This window comes from Okeania sp. SIO2F4 (assembly GCF_010672385.1).
Lineage (GTDB): Bacteria > Cyanobacteriota > Cyanobacteriia > Cyanobacteriales > Microcoleaceae > Trichodesmium.
On sequence record NZ_JAAHGT010000077.1, the window covers coordinates 1 to 18,239 of the forward strand.

12 protein-coding genes and 1 pseudogene are annotated in these 18,239 nt (G+C 36.8%); 7 read left to right on the forward strand and 6 right to left on the reverse strand.

Annotation, left to right across the window (positions count from 1 at the left end):
- On the reverse strand, positions 1-2,609 hold a 2,609-nt coding region (locus F6K22_RS07560; RefSeq protein WP_293095345.1), incomplete at its 3' end, for a UvrD-helicase domain-containing protein.
- Positions 2,610-2,862: 253 nt separating this feature from the next.
- Here F6K22_RS07560 and surE point away from each other — a divergent pair.
- Entirely contained in the window at positions 2,863-3,567 is a 705-nt protein-coding gene (surE, locus tag F6K22_RS07565; RefSeq protein WP_293095348.1) for a 5'/3'-nucleotidase SurE, read from the forward strand.
- Between the two features lie 899 nt (positions 3,568-4,466).
- Entirely contained in the window at positions 4,467-4,661 is a 195-nt protein-coding gene (locus F6K22_RS07570) for a hypothetical protein (RefSeq protein ID WP_293095351.1), read from the forward strand.
- An 840-nt stretch (positions 4,662-5,501) separates the two neighbouring features.
- Here the strand turns inward: F6K22_RS07570 and F6K22_RS41795 are convergent.
- Both F6K22_RS41795 and purC read right to left on the reverse strand, forming a co-directional pair.
- Positions 5,502-9,584 carry a BamA/TamA family outer membrane protein gene (locus F6K22_RS41795; RefSeq protein WP_363273044.1) on the reverse strand — a complete coding sequence of 1,361 codons (4,083 nt, stop codon included), beginning with the start codon at positions 9,582-9,584 and terminating at the stop codon, positions 5,502-5,504.
- Between the two features lie 52 nt (positions 9,585-9,636).
- Entirely contained in the window at positions 9,637-10,365 is a 729-nt protein-coding gene (purC, locus tag F6K22_RS07580) for a phosphoribosylaminoimidazolesuccinocarboxamide synthase (RefSeq protein WP_293095354.1), read from the reverse strand.
- A 470-nt stretch (positions 10,366-10,835) separates the two neighbouring features.
- Between purC and F6K22_RS07585 the strand changes: the two genes are divergently transcribed.
- Positions 10,836-11,222 carry an SH3 domain-containing protein gene (locus F6K22_RS07585; protein WP_293095357.1) on the forward strand — a complete coding sequence of 129 codons (387 nt, stop codon included), beginning with the start codon at positions 10,836-10,838 and terminating at the stop codon, positions 11,220-11,222.
- 601 nt (positions 11,223-11,823) lie between these two features.
- Positions 11,824-12,705, forward strand: a complete 882-nt coding sequence (locus tag F6K22_RS07590) for a hypothetical protein (protein ID WP_293095360.1) — start codon at positions 11,824-11,826, stop codon at positions 12,703-12,705.
- A gap of 191 nt (positions 12,706-12,896) precedes the next feature.
- On the opposite strand, the gene trxA is transcribed toward F6K22_RS07590, so the two are convergent.
- Entirely contained in the window at positions 12,897-13,223 is a 327-nt protein-coding gene (gene trxA / locus F6K22_RS07595) for a thioredoxin TrxA (RefSeq protein WP_293095363.1), read from the reverse strand.
- Between the two features lie 283 nt (positions 13,224-13,506).
- The gene (dapF, locus tag F6K22_RS07600; RefSeq protein WP_293095366.1) at positions 13,507-14,364 is read right to left on the reverse strand and encodes a diaminopimelate epimerase; all 858 of its coding nucleotides are present in this window, start codon (positions 14,362-14,364) and stop codon (positions 13,507-13,509) included.
- Positions 14,365-14,716: 352 nt separating this feature from the next.
- Here dapF and argZ point away from each other — a divergent pair, with 352 nt between their 5' ends.
- The 3 genes and pseudogenes from argZ (at position 14,717) to F6K22_RS07615 (ending at position 17,859) form a co-directional block, all read left to right on the forward strand.
- Positions 14,717-16,828: a bifunctional arginine dihydrolase/ornithine cyclodeaminase gene (gene argZ / locus F6K22_RS07605; protein ID WP_293095369.1), complete on the forward strand. Its 2,112-nt coding sequence runs from the start codon at positions 14,717-14,719 to the stop codon at positions 16,826-16,828.
- Between the two features lie 374 nt (positions 16,829-17,202).
- Positions 17,203-17,523 (forward strand): annotated as a pseudogene (locus F6K22_RS07610) (cupin domain-containing protein); the annotation flags it as partial.
- 9 nt (positions 17,524-17,532) lie between these two features.
- Positions 17,533-17,859, forward strand: a complete 327-nt coding sequence (locus F6K22_RS07615) for a cupin domain-containing protein (RefSeq protein ID WP_293095374.1) — start codon at positions 17,533-17,535, stop codon at positions 17,857-17,859.
- A gap of 158 nt (positions 17,860-18,017) precedes the next feature.
- Here F6K22_RS07615 and F6K22_RS07620 read toward each other — a convergent pair.
- On the reverse strand, positions 18,018-18,239 hold a 222-nt coding region (locus tag F6K22_RS07620; protein ID WP_293095372.1), incomplete at its 5' end, for a zinc ribbon domain-containing protein.

Below are 18,239 nucleotides of genomic sequence, written 5' to 3' on the forward strand. Positions count from 1 at the left end.
TGATTCAGTGCATATGCTCCTTGCTGGCGACATTTTTCAGCTTTTTCCACCATACCAGCTATTTCATATTGGGTAATAGACTCTTCCCATTTTTTTTTCTTTTCAAATTCTCTAGCTCTGCAAAATGCTGCTTTCTGAGGCATTTTTGCTAAGTCGTATTCAGTAGCTGCTTTCAGCCATTGTTTCTTCTTTTCAAATTCAATGGCGCGGTATTCTGCTTTTTTTTCAGGAATATTCATCCAGCACCGTTTAGCATTAGCAAAATCTGCAATTTCTTCCCATTTTTTAGCTGCTTCTGACCATTTTTGGCTTGCTTCTAGTTGAGAAGCTTCACAAATTTTTTGCTTATTATATTCTCCAATCTTTGCCCAATATTTTGCTGCTTGTTGCCATTGTTCTACTTTTTCAAATAACAGTGCTGCATCTTGCCATTCTTTTAATTCAACAAAAATTTCTGCTGCTTCATTATAAGCTTGTTTTTGAATTAGTAATTTGCCTTGAGCTTGTTTCTCTAAAATTACATCGCCAGATTTAGTAAAGCATTCTTGTGCTTGTTGATAAAACTCAGCTTTTAGATAATATTGTCCTTGTTTACGCCATGTTTCTGGGCTAGGTTCTATACGGTCGCTTCTTACTAATTCGGGAATTATTGACTGAAATAAACCTATTAATTCTGGTTCTTGCCAAAGCTGACTAGGCGTTAATTCCCAAATATTTAATATTCTGCTGGCACGGGTAATTGCTACATAAAGTAAGTTTAATTCTAGTTGCAGTTGTGGTTTTTCTTTTTCTTTTAGTACCCCACCTCGTATTGCTTTACCCCAAAGTTTTGCTTGTGGCTGAAAAAAATCTACGATAAAAACTGTATCGAATTCTAATCCTTTTATTTCTTCAATTGTAAAAACAAAACTCGAATTTAATTCGGCTCTAATTTTTTCTTTATCTGATTCTTGTCTCACTAAAATAGCATCACCAGGACATAGGGATGTTTCCTTTAAGATTTTTACTAATGTTTGATTATCTCCTGAAATTAATCTAGCTAGTTGACCATAAATACTATTAGTCCTTGAATAATATCCTGTAGATTCTGCTAAGTATCGAGAACGCAATTTTAGCAGTTGGTTCGCTAATTTTACTAAGCTTCCTACACTGCGGAAGTTAAATTTCAAAGTTTGTTGATCTACTTTTCTGTGGGGATAAAATTTATCTTTTAGTGTTTCCCATCGAAAATCACTAGGACTAATCATTTGATAAGAATCTCCAGCAAAAAATAAATTTCCACTCGGAGCAATTAAATTAAATAACAACTCTAGTTGTATTTCTGTCAAGTCTTGTACTTCGTCACAAACAATTAAATCATATTTTTTTCTAGAATTATTTTTCAGCAATTTCAACACTTGTCTGACTAAATCTATTTCATCATATAATTTTTCTTTGTGGAGCTTTTTTTGATACCATTCTGCTATTTTATATATTTCTCTTCGATATTTATTAGGCATTAACATAATGCTATTTCTACTAATTTTTTCATATTCTTTCTCAGATAAAATATTTTCTGTAGTTGCTAGCTGTTTGCCTTTAATTATACCTCTAATTTCTTCCCATACTAAAGTTGTTGGATATTGTTTTTTCCCAGGATGTGCTTTGTACATTTCTGAAAAAACTTGATAGTTTACTTCATCTTGCGGATAATATATTTTTTGATGATTTTTGAGGATTTCTAAACATAGTTTATGGAGATTTTTAAACTCAAAAATTACTTGGTTATTTGAATTATTTGATTCTATTTCTAATTGACGATTGGTAGTGACTATTTTATAAAATTGTTCTTCAGCATTATTAACTAGCAAATCATTATAAGCAATATATAAACGTTTTTCTAAATTGCTATACTGTTTTTTTTGGAGCATTCTATATAATGCTACTGTAGTTTTTCCTGTACCAGCACTGCCATTTAGTAATAGATTTCCTGACAGTTTAGCCAACTTATATTCTTCTGGAGTCAGCTTTAAGGGTAAATCCGTATTTTGCTCAATAATCGCTTTTTGCCATTCTGTTTCTGACTCTAATACTCGCCACTGAATATTTCCTAACAATTCGTCATCTGTTAAATCTGAGTTGGTTTCCAAATCCAAAGCTTTCACTACTTCAATATTTGCTTTTTCTACTGATGAATATGATATATTTTTATCTGTATCATTATCATAAATTTTGAAATTTCTGGTCTCTACAATTACTTCAAATTCTGCTGTCTCTAACCATTCAGAATCAGGGCTTTTTTGCCTTGCTTTAGCACGTCGAGATACATCATCATGGTCTACACAAATATCTTGAATCGCTAGATAAACTTGCGCTTTTCCTGTTTCTGGTCGCTGTGATTTATCGTAGGTAAAAATTAAGCGACTAGCACTATTAATTCTAGCTTCCCATACTCTTTTGTTTATTCCTTTTAGTTTTTTTACCCGCAATCCACTATTAAATTTTTGCTGTTTCAGTCTTTGAATACATTCCCATACTTTCTTTTGCAAATTACTTTCTACATCTTTTCGGAGAAACTCAACTATATCAGGGTGTAAAACTGCAGGTAGTGACATACATTGATTTTTCACTCTTTATCTTTAGTTTATGAATAGTTTAACATAATACTATTTTTCATATAATCGACTTAACATAGTATTGATTCTCCTCTCGTTACTTTTTTTTTAATAAAATTGTCTGCAATTAATATCAGTTCAGGTTTTCAGGCAATAAATATTATTCGATTAATATTACTTTTGATATCGAAAAAGATGTATTATATAGTACATAAATATATCTTTTTTTATGTTATATATGTTAGCCTAGTTAAAATTATTAAGAAATATGACATTTATTCTAACTAATGATGATGGAATTAATGCTCCAGGTATTAAAGCACTTTGGGAAGCTGTGAATAATGCCGATCTACCTCTACCATCTTTCGACGAAAATATTATAGTTGCTCCCCAGGGACAATTCTCTGGTTGTGGGCATCAAGTTACTACTAACGGGCCAATTAATATGCAACGTCTGTCTGAGGTTGAGTATGCGATCGCAGGTACACCAGCAGATTGTACTAGAATCGCGATAACACACATAAGTAAAAATGTCAAATGGGTGCTGTCAGGTATTAACTCAGGAGGTAACATGGGTGTAGATATCTACATATCTGGAACAGTAGCAGCAGTAAGGGAAGCAGCATTTCATAGAATCCCAGGAATCGCCCTGTCTCAATATCGTCAAGGAAAAAAACCTGTGGACTGGCCAAGAGTAACTCGTTTAGCCAAAATAGTATTAACAGATTTACTCAACCGCTCCATTGAACCAGGAACTTTTTGGAATGTAAATTTTCCCCATTTAGAACCGGAAGCACCAGACCCAAAAATGGTATTTTGCGTACCATCTACCCAACCATTGCCAGTAGCTTATCATCAGGAAGGAGAAGATTTTTATTATTCAGGGAAATATGAAGAACGCGATCGCGCTCCAGGAACAGATGTAGATGTTTGCTTTGGTGGAAATATTGCCATTAGCAAGATTCAACTTTAAGTTTCAGGAACTTCGTCAAAGCATTAGCTACAAATATAGCACTGCTATCTCTAAAAGGCGATAATTACAAAGTATAGCTAGCTAATCAACTTGACGCTTGTTAAAACAAAGGAGCTTTTTTCTGCCCCTAACTGAAGTTATATCATGTCCAGGTGAATAGTTATAAATAAATGGCCATAGGAAACAGGGAATAGGAAACAGGGAACAGGGAGGAGAAAGTTTTTTTGTTTAGCTGGCGCACAACGCGCGTTAACGCTTTTGCTGCGCGATATGTAACGCGATATGTAACGCGTAAGCGGAACGGAGTTCTATCACTAATTAAGGGGACATAATATTAACAGGTTTCCAATAGAAGTCTCCCACCATAATCTTTGATGCAGCTTATCTCCTGAGAATGAAAGGAATCTACCAGCTAATATCCTTACATATTTTAGGACTACCGATACAAAAATGTGACACGCGCTGTGTTGATAGGCAAAAAGCAACAGGAAATAGGGAATAGGGAATAGGGAATAGGAAATAGAGAAAAAAATTTGTCGCAAATATTTATCCAAACGATTTGATGTAGATGGCCCTTCTAATATAGCGCTACGTGCAAGTCAAAAGTCACTCATGCAAAAATCAAAAGTAATCTCTGATACTAAATCCAGTTATTAAAGGGTGCTTGTCTCATCCCCAAATTCCATGTACAGCAAAGCTTCAACTTTTTTCAATACCCTCTTACCAATGGGGATTTGGTATGAGTGAGTTTTCGGTGCGCAAACCCTCAGCGTTTTCCATTTGTCATCTTGTGTAGGAAAACCGGATTTAGCAATGTCAAACATCTAAATGTGTATATTTCCGGATTCTCAATACGAATTGTGAATAAGAGAATACACGCTGTTACCAATCTTTAAATAATGTCTAAATACATAGTTTCAATCATTCTTGTCAGTTCTGTATTAACAGGACTCAATATGATTCCAGCAATTACGAGTAATTTCACTGCTCAAAAACAATTAAAATTGGATCGACAAAGGCCATGGGAAGTTATTGCTCAGGCAGATCAAACAGATGAGGACAATATTACAGCAGGTGAAGAGCGAGACAGATAAATAGACATCTCCAAAAATGAAAAATCAAATCAATTCCTATCCATAAATTATCAATTACTCCCCCCAGTTAAGTGTTCCCTCTTTTCTGGAGATGTCTAATAGTAGAAATAGAAATAGAGTATCCATACTAATTGAATAATTTGCTTACCCAAATCCTGACTTCCAACCTTTGGGTATTAATACATAACTTTTGACCAAATAAATAAGGTCTCAAGCCTCCTCTTTGCAAGGGGATAAAAAAGAAAATTCCGGATTTCAAGCCTTCCTATTCTTGAGATACTGATAAGTGAAATGACTATCTTGGGTGCATCTTAAATTCTGTTCCTGTAGGGAAACATGAACACACCAAAAACTCAGTGAACTTTAATTATAACTATTCAACCGGACATGATATAAGTGGAACTTACAGCAGTTTTCCTGCACGGTAGACCACAGTAGGGACCTTCCATGGAAAGTCTCTACTGGGTTTTGGTTATGACGTGAGGTCATCAATCAGCAAAAGTGCTGTATGCTGTGATAGATTTTGATCGAGATGGCGATCGAAGATTGCAAAGCAGTTCTAGCTACCCCTGTAGGGACGTTGTATGCAACGTCCCTACTTTGTGGTCTACTAATCATGAAAACTATTATCAAAGTAAGATTTTATCGGTTTTAAAGTGAATTGGTATAGGGTTTGGGTTTGGTGACCAAACCCCTACGGCGCCTCAATAGTACCGATATTACTTCTGACTTCTGAATGAGAAGTAGCAAATTCCGGTAGCATCCCCTAGGGAAACATGAACGCACCGAAAATTTAGTCAGAAATTACTTCTGACTTCTGAGTTCTAACTTCTGACTTCACTAAAACCGCTCGCCAATACCAAAGTGGAAACGAGTATCACCTTCATCATTAATAGCGTAATCAATTCTAATCGGACCAAGAGGAGACTGTACCCGGATACCAGCACCATAACCTATACCATCTCCTGGTTTCTCCCGCACACCTCCAGGGTTACCAATTACAGAACTTTGACTATCAAATACTGTCGCAGCATCCACAAATAAAGCACCACCAAGAAACTTAAAGAGAGGAAAGCGATACTCAACAGTTCCCAAGACAAAAGTACGACCTGCTCCCACCGAACCCTCATCATATCCACGGACTGTATTAGTACCACCTAGAGGAAAAGCTTCATAAGGAGGTAAGTCTCCAATTATATGACCTGCTTGTATATTAAAAGCTAAAGCTTCAGGTCCGTCAGCAAACCTTGTAAAATTTACTGGAATAAAATAACTGAAATTACCGCGCAAACGATTCATAGCAATTTCTGCTGAACCTATAGGAATAGACTGTTCTGTACCAAACCGCAGCAAACTACCAGAAGTAGGTTGTCGGGGATTATTGCGTCGGTCGTTGACAATACCAAATTGAATCGTCAATAGATCGTCTTCCCCAGAATCATCAGCAGTTAATTTATTACCTAATTCATCCCTGGGTTCAACATCACCATCACTATCCTGAATTTCTACCCGTTCATATTTTAATCCCAAAGAAGCAGTCCACTTTGGATCGACAAACGGGTTAGGAATAAACGGACGAGTGAAACTAACTCCACCCCCTGTACGAATAACCCGTGGGTTGTCACCATTAGGTAGATCGACATCGCGCTGGTCGTTCTCATCATCAGAATCAAAAATTACTGAAATAGCTCGCCGTCTGAAAGCATTAACCGTGTAAGAGAGTCGATGATCGTCTCCACCCACCCAAGGATCTGTAAAACTAACATCTGCTAATACTAATCGTTCACCAACCTGAAACTCACCACCTAATTTTTGATTATTACCACCAATATTTTGCTGTTGATAACTCACTGTACCAAACAACCCACTTGCAGAACTAACCCCACCACCAAATGCTAGAGAACCCGTACTCTTCTCTACAATATTCACAATTACAACTGCCGTATTAGGATCGTCTGGTGATGGTTCTAACCCCAATCTCACATCTTCAAAAATTCCTAAACCAAAAACTCTTCTAATATCTTTTTCTGCTGTCTGTCGCCGAAATATATCTCCTGGTTTCAGTTCAATTTCTCTAGTGATAATATATTCACGGGTACGACCTTCTATGGGTTCACCTTCTTCATCTACTGTTTCTCCGTCTGAATTCAGGAACCGCACCTGAATATCTTTAATTTCTCCCTCTGCAACTTCTAAGGTGACAGTACCATCATCACCGACTTCAGGCGCACCGATAACTTGTCCGAGAACATAACCATTGTCTTGATACCACTGGTTGACTTGTTCGACACCTCCTTCAAAAACTTTCAAGTTTAGAGTTTCACCATATTGCTCGCTAAATATTCTCTCTGTTTCACTCTCAGGAAATACTTCTGCACCTTCTATTATTACGGAACTTAATACAGGGTTTGGTTCGACTTCAAAAGTAATTCTTACACCTAGGGGAGTATCTTCAGGTACTGCTTTCACATTTCGGAAGAAACCAGTGGCAAAGATAGAGTTAATATCTTTTTGTAGTTGAGAGCGTGTGGTTGTCCGTCCTGGTTGAGTGCTAATGACTTGGTAAACTTGATCTTCGAGTTCTCCGTCTACTCCAATAACTACAACTTCAGCTACTAGCACCAGAGGTTCTCCTTCTTCTGTAGAGGTTTGTGCTTGTTGTGATGGAGAGGGAGTATATTGTTCTGATTCTGTTGGGGTAGGTGTGGTATTGCTATCTGGTTCTACAACTTCATCTTCTGGTGATGATATTTTGACCAAGTTATCTGCTTGGTCTAATGTCAATGATGTTGATGTGAATTTCTGTTGATTTTGAATAATTTCGCTATTTATTAAATTATTTCCTTGAAAAATGATGGGGTGAAATTGTTTATTTAATAAAGTTTCAGATTTATTTTCTGTTGATTTTCCCCAAAGTAAAGTCTGAGAATTTTCACTCTGATTATCAACTATTTCTGTGGTGGGAATAATAGTCGCAACAAATTGTTTATTTACTAAAGTTTCAGATTTATTTTCTGTTGATTTTTCCCCAAATACAGTCTGAGAATTTTCACTCTGATTATCAACTATTTCTGTGGTGGGAATAATAGTCGCAACAAATTGTTTATTTACTAAAGTTTCAGATTTATTTTCTGTTGATTTTGTCAAAAGTACAGTCTGAGAATTTTGAATCTCATTATCAACTATTTCTGTAGTGGGAATAGTAGCAGCAAATTGTTTATTTACTAAAGTTTCAGATTTATTTTCTGTTGATTTTGTCAAAAGTACAGTCTGAGAATTTTGAATCTCATTATCAACTATTTCTGTGGTCGGAATAGTAGCAGCAAACTCTTGATTTACTAAAGTTTCAGATTTAGTTTCTGTTGATTTTGCCAAAACTACAGTCTGAGAATTTTCACTCTGATTATCAACTATTTCTGTAGTGGGAATAGTAGCAGCAAATTGTTTATTTACTAAAGTTTCAGATTTAGTTTCTGTTGATTTTGCCAAAACTACAGTCTGAGAATTTTCACTCTGATTATCAACTATTTCTGTGGTCGGAATAGTAACAGCAAACTCTTGATTTACTAAAGTTTCAGATTTATTTTCTGTTGATTTTGTCAAAAGTACAGTCTGAGAATTTTGAATCTCATTATCAACTATTTCTGTAGTCGGAATAGTAGCAGCAAATTGTTTATTTACTAAAGTTTCAGATTTAGTTTCTGTTGATTTTGTCAAAAGTACAGTCTGAGAATTTTGAATCTCATTATCAACTATTTCTGTAGTCGGAATAGTAGCAGCAAATTGTTTATTTACTAAAGTTTCAGATTTAGTTTCTGTTGATTTTGTCAAAAGTACAGTCTGAGAATTTTGAATCTCATTATCAACTATTTCTGTAGTGGGAATAGTAGCAGCAAATTGTTTATTTACTAAAGTTTCAGATTTAGTTTCTGTTGATTTTTTCAAAACTACAGTCTGAGAATTTTCACTCTGATTATCAACTATTTCTGTAGTGGGAATAGTAGCAGCAAATTGTTTATTTACTAAAGTTTCAGATTTAGTTTCTGTTGATTTTTTCAAAACTACAGTCTGAGAATTTTGAATCTCATTATCAACTATTTCTGTAGTGGGAATAGTAGCAGCAAATTGTTTATTTACTAAAGTTTCAGATTTAGTTTCTGTTGATTTTTTCAAAACTACAGTCTGAGAATTTTCACTCTGATTATCAACTATTTCTGTAGTGGGAATAGTAGCAGCAAATTGTTTATTTACTAAAGTTTCAGATTTAGTTTCTGTTGATTTTTTCAAAACTACAGTCTGAGAATTTTCACTCTGATTATCAACTATTTCTGTAGTGGGAATAGTAGCAATAAATTGTTTATTTACTAATGGTGATTTATTTTCTGTTGATTTTTTCAAAACTACAGTCTGAGAATTTTGAATCTCATTATCAACTATTTCTGTAGTCGGAATAGTAACAGCAAACTCTTGATTTACTAAAGTTTCAGATTTAGTTTCTCCTGATTTATTAATTAGGGTTAGTTGAGGAATTTCCGTCTTTTCCAAAACATCTAAAGCCAAAAATTGAGCCAACCCTTTTTTAGAAACAGAAGATAATTTTGTAACTTCTTTAACCTTTAATAAACCATAAAATTCTAACTTGACTTCTGGTTCCGACCAAGATTTACTAAACAAACTCTTGCTACTACCAAATAATAGTTGTGAAGAGAAACTAGACCCTAACTCTAAAAAAGATTTGGCAGAAGAAAGTTGAGAAAATTCTGTTTTTGAACTAATTGATAGAGAAATAAAATCAGTATCTATATCAGTTTCTGATATTTGAGCATTAGCAGACTTTGAGATCCCAAAAGTTGTTGAAGCAGCAAAAATGGCCACCAAAAACGGAGACAAGCGCATATCATTACTATCCCGTACAATCCACACACCAGTGAAATTTTCATACAAACCGTAAAATTGTACACTATTGACGGGTATCTCAACCTTTATGAGCTAAAATCCTTTCTAGGACTTGTTGATACCCGGTTTCTACGTTACCAAGATCCCGACGGAATCGGTCTTTGTCCATAACTCGCTGGTTTGGGTCTGTTTGAGATTGGTCCCAAAGTCGGCAGCTATCTGGACTTATTTCATCTGCTAGAATCAAATTTTTATGCTTATCTAGGCCAAATTCGATTTTGAAGTCCACAAGAGTAATTTGGCATTGGTTAAAGAAATTTATCAGAATATCATTAATTTTCACCGCAAAGGTTCGTATTTGCTCTAATTGTTCTGGGGTAGCTAATTCTAGTAGCAAGAGGCGATCGCGTGTCAGAAGTGGGTCTTGCAGACTATCATTTTTGTAACAATATTCTACCAAGGGAAATTTCAAGATAGTTCCTTCTGTTAATCCTGTTTGTCGGCAAAGACTACCAGCAGCAATATTTCTCACAATAACTTCTATAGGTAAAATTGTTACCCTTTGAACTCGCATTTTATCTGATGCGGGACAATCAATAAAATGAGTAGGTATACTCTGGGCTTCTAGTAACTTAAATATATAACTGGAAATAGTGCAGTTGATAATACCTTTACCAGCTATTGTGCCTTTTTTTTGAGCATTAAATGCTGTAGCATCATCCTTAAAATAAGTCAGCAATATTTCTGGGTCGTCAGTAGTATAGAGAATTTTAGCTTTGCCTTCGTAAATTTTTTGATTAGATGACATAAAAATTTTTGACTAGGGAATAAAAATAGACTGATGAGCAAGAATTACTCTTTTCTGTGCTTATCATACTATAAGTTTAATGTCAATATTTTAATGGCAATTTTAGAGCTGTATCTATACTTGATTTAGATGTAACGTTTCTCAAATTGGGTGAGAGAAAAAAGTTTCGGATTTTAGGGAACACCAGCTCTGAGAATAGGGGGAGAGAAAAAATACTTTACCTCATTAATAGGATAATTATTATACATAAATATAGTGGTTCATTGCTAAATCATTTCTTTGGGTAAACCATGACTAAAATAGGGACAAAAAATATAGAGAACAGGCTCCAAATAAAATAGTTTGCTCAATGGACAGATAACAATATTTGATTAAATAAAATTAATATTAAATGTATTGTCTTAGGCAATCTTTTCTGAGAGGATAAATAGGATATCAGGGGTTATGAAATCATAATTGAGGAATAGAAAATGAAACAGATGATGACTTGGACAAAATCTGTAGCAATGAGTACAATATTATCTATTGCTGCTGTTTCTGGTATCGGTCTTACTTCTATAGCAGCAGTATCATCTCAAAAGACTCCCCTTGTTGATGAGCAAGTAACTACAGTTCCCACTGAAGCTAAAGCAGAAGATCGACTCGCTCACCGATATCATGGCAGGTCTTATGGCAAGTGTCGTCGAGTAGCAACTCATTATAAAAATTTGCGAGTGAGAAAATATCCTTGGGGTAGGGTTATAAACGTATTACATCGAGGTACCCGTGTCCGTGTTATTGGTTACCATGATGGTTGGGCAAAAATTTCATATCCTTGTTATGGTTATGTATATGCTCGTTATTTGAGACATTGCTAGAAATTAATTATTTAATGTGAGAACTTAACCCAAATAAACTCGGTTTCTAGGAGAAATAGTTGGTTTGAATATTATAGACATCTACTACGAAAAACCGGGTTTCTGGGTTCGGTATGTGTAATTCCTGTAATCTTAAAAAGAGACGATCGCATATGAGTGAGAGCTATTGCAATAATAAGACTCTGCATCTTTACTCCGATCGCTTAACCATTTTGAATTTCCTAAATCAAAAGTAGTTAAGCATTAATCAAAATCATAATTTTCTATCTTAAAGATAGAAATAATAACTATAGGACTTATGCAGAAACCGGGTTTATCGATGAAATTTCGCATCTAGCGCGAAAAACAATAATCAGAGCAATAAACCCAGTTTCTTGTTTGGGTGCGTAAGTCCTGAACTAAATATAAATAAAGAAAAGTACCTGTAATTGTGCTTAATTTTTGCCACAAAAAACAGGTAAAATTTACTGTGTCTAAATTAATAAAATAATCTCAGAATACTAAGAATTGTGTAAAAAAAACTTTGATGACAATACACAGATACAATCAATAATAATGAAGAGCTAAAACGTAAACTACTAACAAAAAAAAGGAGTCAAAAGTGAGCGATTCAATTATTGAATTACTGGATGAACTACCAAGTAATAATCTAACAGTAAAAACACTCAATGCCCTAGATTTTGTAGTTCCTGGTGAGTGGGAAAATGTAGTAGGTTGTGATAAAACTATTGAAGTAATTACAGGTGAGTCTGAAGCAGACAGAATTCTAGATATCCGTAACAAAGCGATCGAGCTATATAATGACGTGGATAATGGATACCAGGGAGCTATGTGGTATTACAACCTAGTTGATAATTTAGACGGTGCCCTTGGTACAGCAGCTATGGCCAACAAAATAGGGGAAAAAATCGGCCTTCTAGGCTTTCTCAACAAGATAACTCCCAAAGCTGACACAACTCAATCTGCTGACCTATGTCTGAAAATTGTAGCAGAATTGATAGCCTATAGTAAACTCAATGGCCTGCCTATTCTTAATCCAGGAGAGTTTGTTACAAACCTGACTGAGGAGTATAGTGGTCCATCTCTAATGCGAATGGCTGCCTTGGTTTCTCTTGATGGTTTGCTGCCTCTGGGTCCAGACTTCCTGCAAAAAGTACAAGATACCCTTGAGCGAGAAGGTGAAGGTGCTTTAGCAGAAAATCCTGCTTTTAGACCTATTAGTGATTCTATTCCAGGAGATGACAAATTTGGCTTTGTTGCTAATACTTTCGGAGCAGTTCAGGGATGGATGGATAACTTGATTGGTTCTGCTGGTCTAACGCCAGAAGGTATTTTTGACAGTATTGGTGGCTTTATAGAATTTTCTGATGATAGTTTAGACTTTGTAGCTGCATTTCTAGATAAAGCTACAAATTACTTTCAACATACAGGTACTCAGTCCGTAGCTCGAAAGTTAATACAGCAGGCGGCAGAAGAAGCATAGACTTGATGAAGTAAAAAGTCAGAAGTTAGAAGTTATAGTCATTCTGAATAAGACTGGGACGAGTGTTTCTTTACCTAGAAAGGGTTTCAGCCAAAAAAGTGTTTCATCCTTATTTGAAATGACTATATTGTTGAGATACAAAAACAAAACCGCGCTTTAAATTAGCGCGGTTTAGCAAGGACTTGCAAAGATTAAAGGTTTGCCTCTAACAACTCTTTCAGTTGAGTCTTAGAAAGTGCACCAACCTTAGTTGCTGCTACAGCACCATCTTTAAACAGAAGCAGAGTTGGGATGCCGCGAATACCAAACTTTGGTGGCGTGCCCGCGTTCTGGTCGATATTCAGTTTACCTACCGTTAGCTTGCCTTCGTACTCGTCTGCGATCTCATCAAGAATCGGCGCGATCATTTTACATTGACCACACCATTCAGCCCAAAAGTCCACTAGGAAAGGGCCTGCAGCGTTGATTACATCGTTTTCAAAACCGTCATCGGTTAGCTGCAAAATCTTGTCGCTCATTATTCACTCCAATATTTTTTCAAACTGGTGAGGTAGTAACCAGTAATTTAATTCTATATTGATTGGAATGTATTTATACCAAATCCGCATATAATAAAAGGTATTAACTAAGATTTTAATGAAAGTTGACATATTAAATCTGCTACCTAAATTTTTGATATTTTTGATATTATATTATGTCCGGTAGCATTGGTACGGATTCGGGTGTCATAACTACTTTTTTTGTACCACCATATGTTCAAAGCTGACGCTTGATACAGGCAGGTGTATTTAAGGTAGTGAATTATGACTTTCCCATTAATATACTTTTAAATTCTTGTAAAAACATACCTTCAGCAACAGCGTTAGACACGCCAGTCATGTATACACGACCACTAGGCTTTATATCAATATCAATTTCACCTCCTGGCATATGTACCTTTACCTCTCTTTCCACCAATCCTAACTCGTAAGCTACGCTCGCAGCTGCACAGCTACTACTGCCAGAAGCCATTGTGTATCCAGCACCGCGTTCCCAAATTTCTATTTGAATGTTATACCTATCAAGAACCTGCAATAACTGCAGATTGATTCTATTGGGGAAGATAGGGTGATTTTCTATTTTTGGACCTAGTTGAAGCACTCTCTCTTGTGAGATGTTTGTTAGAGGAATAACACAATGAGGATTGCCAATAGAAATACAGGTTACTTCTAAGGATTCATCACCTACTTTTATAGGTTCTCGTATTACTTTTCGACGCTCTCCTGCAACTGGAATTAAGTCACTTTGAAAAGTTGTTAAGCCCATATCTACTTTAATTAATCCATCCTTGAGATTAATTATTTCTACAGATACTTCACCGCCTGCAGTAGATATTGAAAAAGTGCGTTCTTTGATATAGCCAACATCTCCGAGATATTTAGAAAACATACGGATTCCATTACCACTTTTTTCAGCTTCACTACCATCAGGGTTAAATATTCTTAAGTTAATTTTCCCATCGTTAAAGATTGGACCATATAAAATTCCATCGCTTCCTAGACCAGTATTCCGGCTGCATATAGTTTCAACATTTTCTTTGTTAATGTATATATCAGTTTTATTAGGGTCTATGATTATATAATCATTCCCTAGCGCATGATACTTGTAAAAATCCATCATTTAACTTTTTCTCCTATAAGCTAATAAAAGTTTATTATGCTCGAGTAGACTTTTTGCTAATAATAGCCTGTTTTTGAGAGATAACTTCCTCTAGCTACCATGACAAATATAAAGCACTATTTTAATTAGCTCGGTAAATATTTTTTGCTTGTTCCTTGTCCTCTGGCCTATTTTTCCCACTCCCTAATTATCCTCAAAAAAAAGCATTAGATGTGTCCCTACCGTGATAATATAAAGTGTTAGCCTTTTTACGCTAAAATTCCGCTCCTGAATAATTTTAGGAGTGGGTTTTCCATTGGTTATCAAATAAAGTCAGTAGACCTATACATATAGCATCTGCCAGGTAATAATTATGACTGATTCAATTCGCTTTCTCTTATGTTCCCCCGACCACTACGATGTGGACTATGTAATTAATCCTTGGATGGAGGGAAACATCCATAAATCCTCGCGCGATCGCTCTGTTGAACAATGGCACAAACTCCATGAGATTATTAAAGAACACGCTATTGTAGACCTAGTACCACCCCAAAAAGGTTGGCCTGACATGGTATTTACCGCTAATGCAGGTCTAGTTCTAGACAAAACAGTTGTTCTGAGTCGTTTCTACCACAAAGAACGTCAAGGAGAAGAACCACATTTCAAAGAATGGTTCCTCGACCAAGGTTTCATCGTTCACGAACTCCCCAAAGACCTCCCCTTTGAAGGTGCGGGAGATGCTCTCCTAGACAGAGAAGGTCGTTACCTCTGGGCAGGATATGGTTTCCGTTCGGAACTAGACTCCCACCCACTTCTAGCAAAATGGCTCGATATTGAGGTGCTATCCCTGCGACTCATAGACGAGCGTTTCTATCACCTCGATACCTGCTTCTGTCCCCTAACTGGTGGTTACTTACTCTATTATCCACCCGCATTTGACTCCTACTCCAACCGTATCATTGAAATGCGAGTGCCACCAGAAAAACGGATTATAGTAGCAGAAGCAGATGCAGTAAACTTTGCCTGCAATGCAGTTAACATTAATCAAACCATCATAATGAACAAGGTTAGTGATGATTTGAAATCAGGTCTTACCGAAGCAGGTTTTAATGTTATTGAAACACCCCTAAGTGAGTTTCTGAAAGCAGGTGGTGCAGCAAAATGTCTTACCCTCCGAGTCACAGAACCAATTATACCCGATCATCAAGCTAGAGTGCTGGTCGAAAGTCGCACTGTTCGCATGGAAGGACATTTACTTGATTCTGGCTTAATTAATCAAGCTTTAGACTTAATAGTTGAAGGTGGTGGTAGTTTCAAAGTTGTCAACTTTAATCTCGGAGAACAACGTCAAAGCACTTCCCTTGCTGAAGTGAAAGTTTCTGCACCTTCCCATGAAGTCATGGAAGAAATAATGAGTCAGCTTATTGATATCGGGGCAGTAATTCCTAGTGAAGATGTTGAGGATGCTAAATTGGAGCCAGTAGAACAAAATGGTGTTGCTGCTGATAATTTTTATGTTACTACTATTTATCCCACTGAAGTTAGAGTTAAAGGTCAGTGGATACGAGTGCAAAATCAAAGGATGGATGGAGCGATCGCTATTACTGAGGTAGATGGTCATATTCAAGCAAAATGCAAAGTCCTACGGGATGTAAAAATTGGCGAAAAGGTAGTAGTAGATGTGGTAGGTATTCGCACTATCCGGAAAACAGAATCTCGTGAAAAACGAAACCAAGAAGAGTTCAGCTTTATGTCTGCTGGCGTTTCTAGCGAACGTCGTGTAGAATTAGTAGTTGAACAAGTAGCCTGGGAATTACGGCAAATTCGCGATCGCGGAGGCAAAGTAGTAGTTACAGCAGGTCCAGTTGTGATTCACACTGGGGGTAGCCAACATTTAGCAAGTTTGATTCGTCAGGGATATATACAAGCTTTGTTGGGCGGTAATGCTATAGCAGTTCACGATATTGAACAATCACTCATGGGAACTTCTCTCGGTGTGGATATGAAACAGGGGGTTGCAGTTCATGGAGGGCACCGACATCATTTGAAGACTATTAATACTATTCGGCGTTGTGGTAGCATTGCTAAAGCAGTTGAGACTGGTGTTCTTACCCATGGGGTGATGTATGAGTGTGTTAAGAATAATGTGCCGTTTGTTTTAGCTGGTTCAATTCGTGATGACGGACCTCTACCTGATACTCAGATGGATTTGATTAAAGCACAGGAAGAATACGCTGAGTTGTTAAAAGGTGCTGATATGGTTTTAATGTTGTCAACTATGTTGCATTCTATTGGGGTAGGGAATATGACACCTGCTGGAGTGAAGATGGTTTGTGTGGATATTAATCCAGCAGTGGTGACTAAATTGAGCGATCGCGGTTCCATTGAATCTATAGGTGTGGTGACAGATGTTGGTTTGTTCCTCAGTTTATTAATTACACAATTGGAGCAGTTAACCAGTCCTTATTTTTTAGCTCAAGGGTAAGTTTAGGAGTTATATCAAATCTGGTAGCATTAGTGTAATTAGGAGTAGGGGCGATTCGCGAATCGCCCCTACAGGAATCAGAGAGAATTTCAACCCAAACTCAACCATGCAAAGCTTGAGTTCTAGGGATTAATATCAAATCCGGATAATTACTATACCCAAGTCCGCAGCGACGGTCACTCCGTGGAAGGAAGCAATCTCGGCGCACCCCTGAGATTGCTTCCGCTTCGTCGCTGCGGACAACTGTTAAACCGGATTTTATATAACCCAAGCTCAAAAAGCTGTTAACGCATTTCTGACCTAGGACGCTAGCTGAAATGTTGATAGCTGATAGCTAGTTAAAAGCGAAAGCTATAAATTATTTGAGGTAACTAATGAAACTGAATACCGATATACAAGAACGTGTTGTTGTGTTTACTGAAGACTTGCCTTGGAGAGATTCACCGATGGCAAGGGTACAGCGACGGATGTTGGAGCGTGATGGAGAAGAAGTCGGTCGTGCCACTTCTATTGTTCGTTATGCTCCTAATAGTTACTTTTCAGCTCATACCCATGGTGGAGGAGAATAGTTTTTGGTACTTGATGGTGTCTTTTCTGATGAGCAGGGAGAGTATGAACCTGGAACCTATGTCCGCAACCCAGTGAATTCTAGTCATACTCCTCATAGTAAAGATGGTTGTACTATTTTTGTGAAACTCTCGCAAATGGAGCCAGAGGATAAACAACGGGTTCTCATCTCTACCACTCAAGCAAAATGGTTGCCAGGAGAAGTTCCCGGGTTGCAAGTAATGCCGTTACATAGATATCAGACTGAGCAGGTTGCTATGATTAAATTAGCAGCTGGTACAACCCTCCCCAGTAATGAGGATGGGGGTGGTGAAGAGATTTTTATCCTTGAAGGTGTATTGAAGGATGAACAAGGTGTTTATCCCCAAGGAACATGGTTGCGGAATCCACCAGGGTATATTCAGACTCTATCTAGCGATGAAGATTGCTTAATTTATTGCAAAATTGGACATCTGATGAGATAGTAATTTCTAAAAAAGAAACCTCGTTGCAAGGATAAATCTTTGAAAAAAATCGGGTTTCTGGCTTCTTGTAGGTAATACCATCCATAAATAAATAATGTTTGAATAAAAAGGTTTAACAATTATCTCTTCTGTCAGAAGGTGACTACTCCCACATCAAATCAGAGATTATGATGTGGGCTTCCCAAACTCACGAATGAGACTTGCTGATCCTCGATATCAATCATCGATTTACCACAGCCATTGAGCGGTAGTTCAACCGCCATTAACGCACGATTCAAAATATTAATACCGCTGTTCCAATCCCGGTCAATCTTGACCCCACAACTGGGACAGTTATGAACTCTATCACTTAAACCTTTGTTCACTCTAGAACCACAATT

Bases quoted from the DNA above. Each gene is read 5' to 3' on its own strand.
- surE (WP_293095348.1), top strand. From the start codon at position 2,863: ATGACATTTATTCTAACTAATGATGATGGAATTAATGCTCCAGGTATT.
- argZ (WP_293095369.1), top strand. From the start codon at position 14,717: ATGACTGATTCAATTCGCTTTCTCTTATGTTCCCCCGACCACTACGAT.
- trxA (WP_293095363.1), bottom strand. From the start codon at position 13,223: ATGAGCGACAAGATTTTGCAGCTAACCGATGACGGTTTTGAAAACGAT.
- dapF (WP_293095366.1), bottom strand. From the start codon at position 14,364: ATGATGGATTTTTACAAGTATCATGCGCTAGGGAATGATTATATAATC.
- F6K22_RS07570 (WP_293095351.1), top strand. From the start codon at position 4,467: ATGTCTAAATACATAGTTTCAATCATTCTTGTCAGTTCTGTATTAACA.
- F6K22_RS07615 (WP_293095374.1), top strand. From the start codon at position 17,533: ATGGAGCCAGAGGATAAACAACGGGTTCTCATCTCTACCACTCAAGCA.
- F6K22_RS07585 (WP_293095357.1), top strand. From the start codon at position 10,836: ATGAAACAGATGATGACTTGGACAAAATCTGTAGCAATGAGTACAATA.
- purC (WP_293095354.1), bottom strand. From the start codon at position 10,365: ATGTCATCTAATCAAAAAATTTACGAAGGCAAAGCTAAAATTCTCTAT.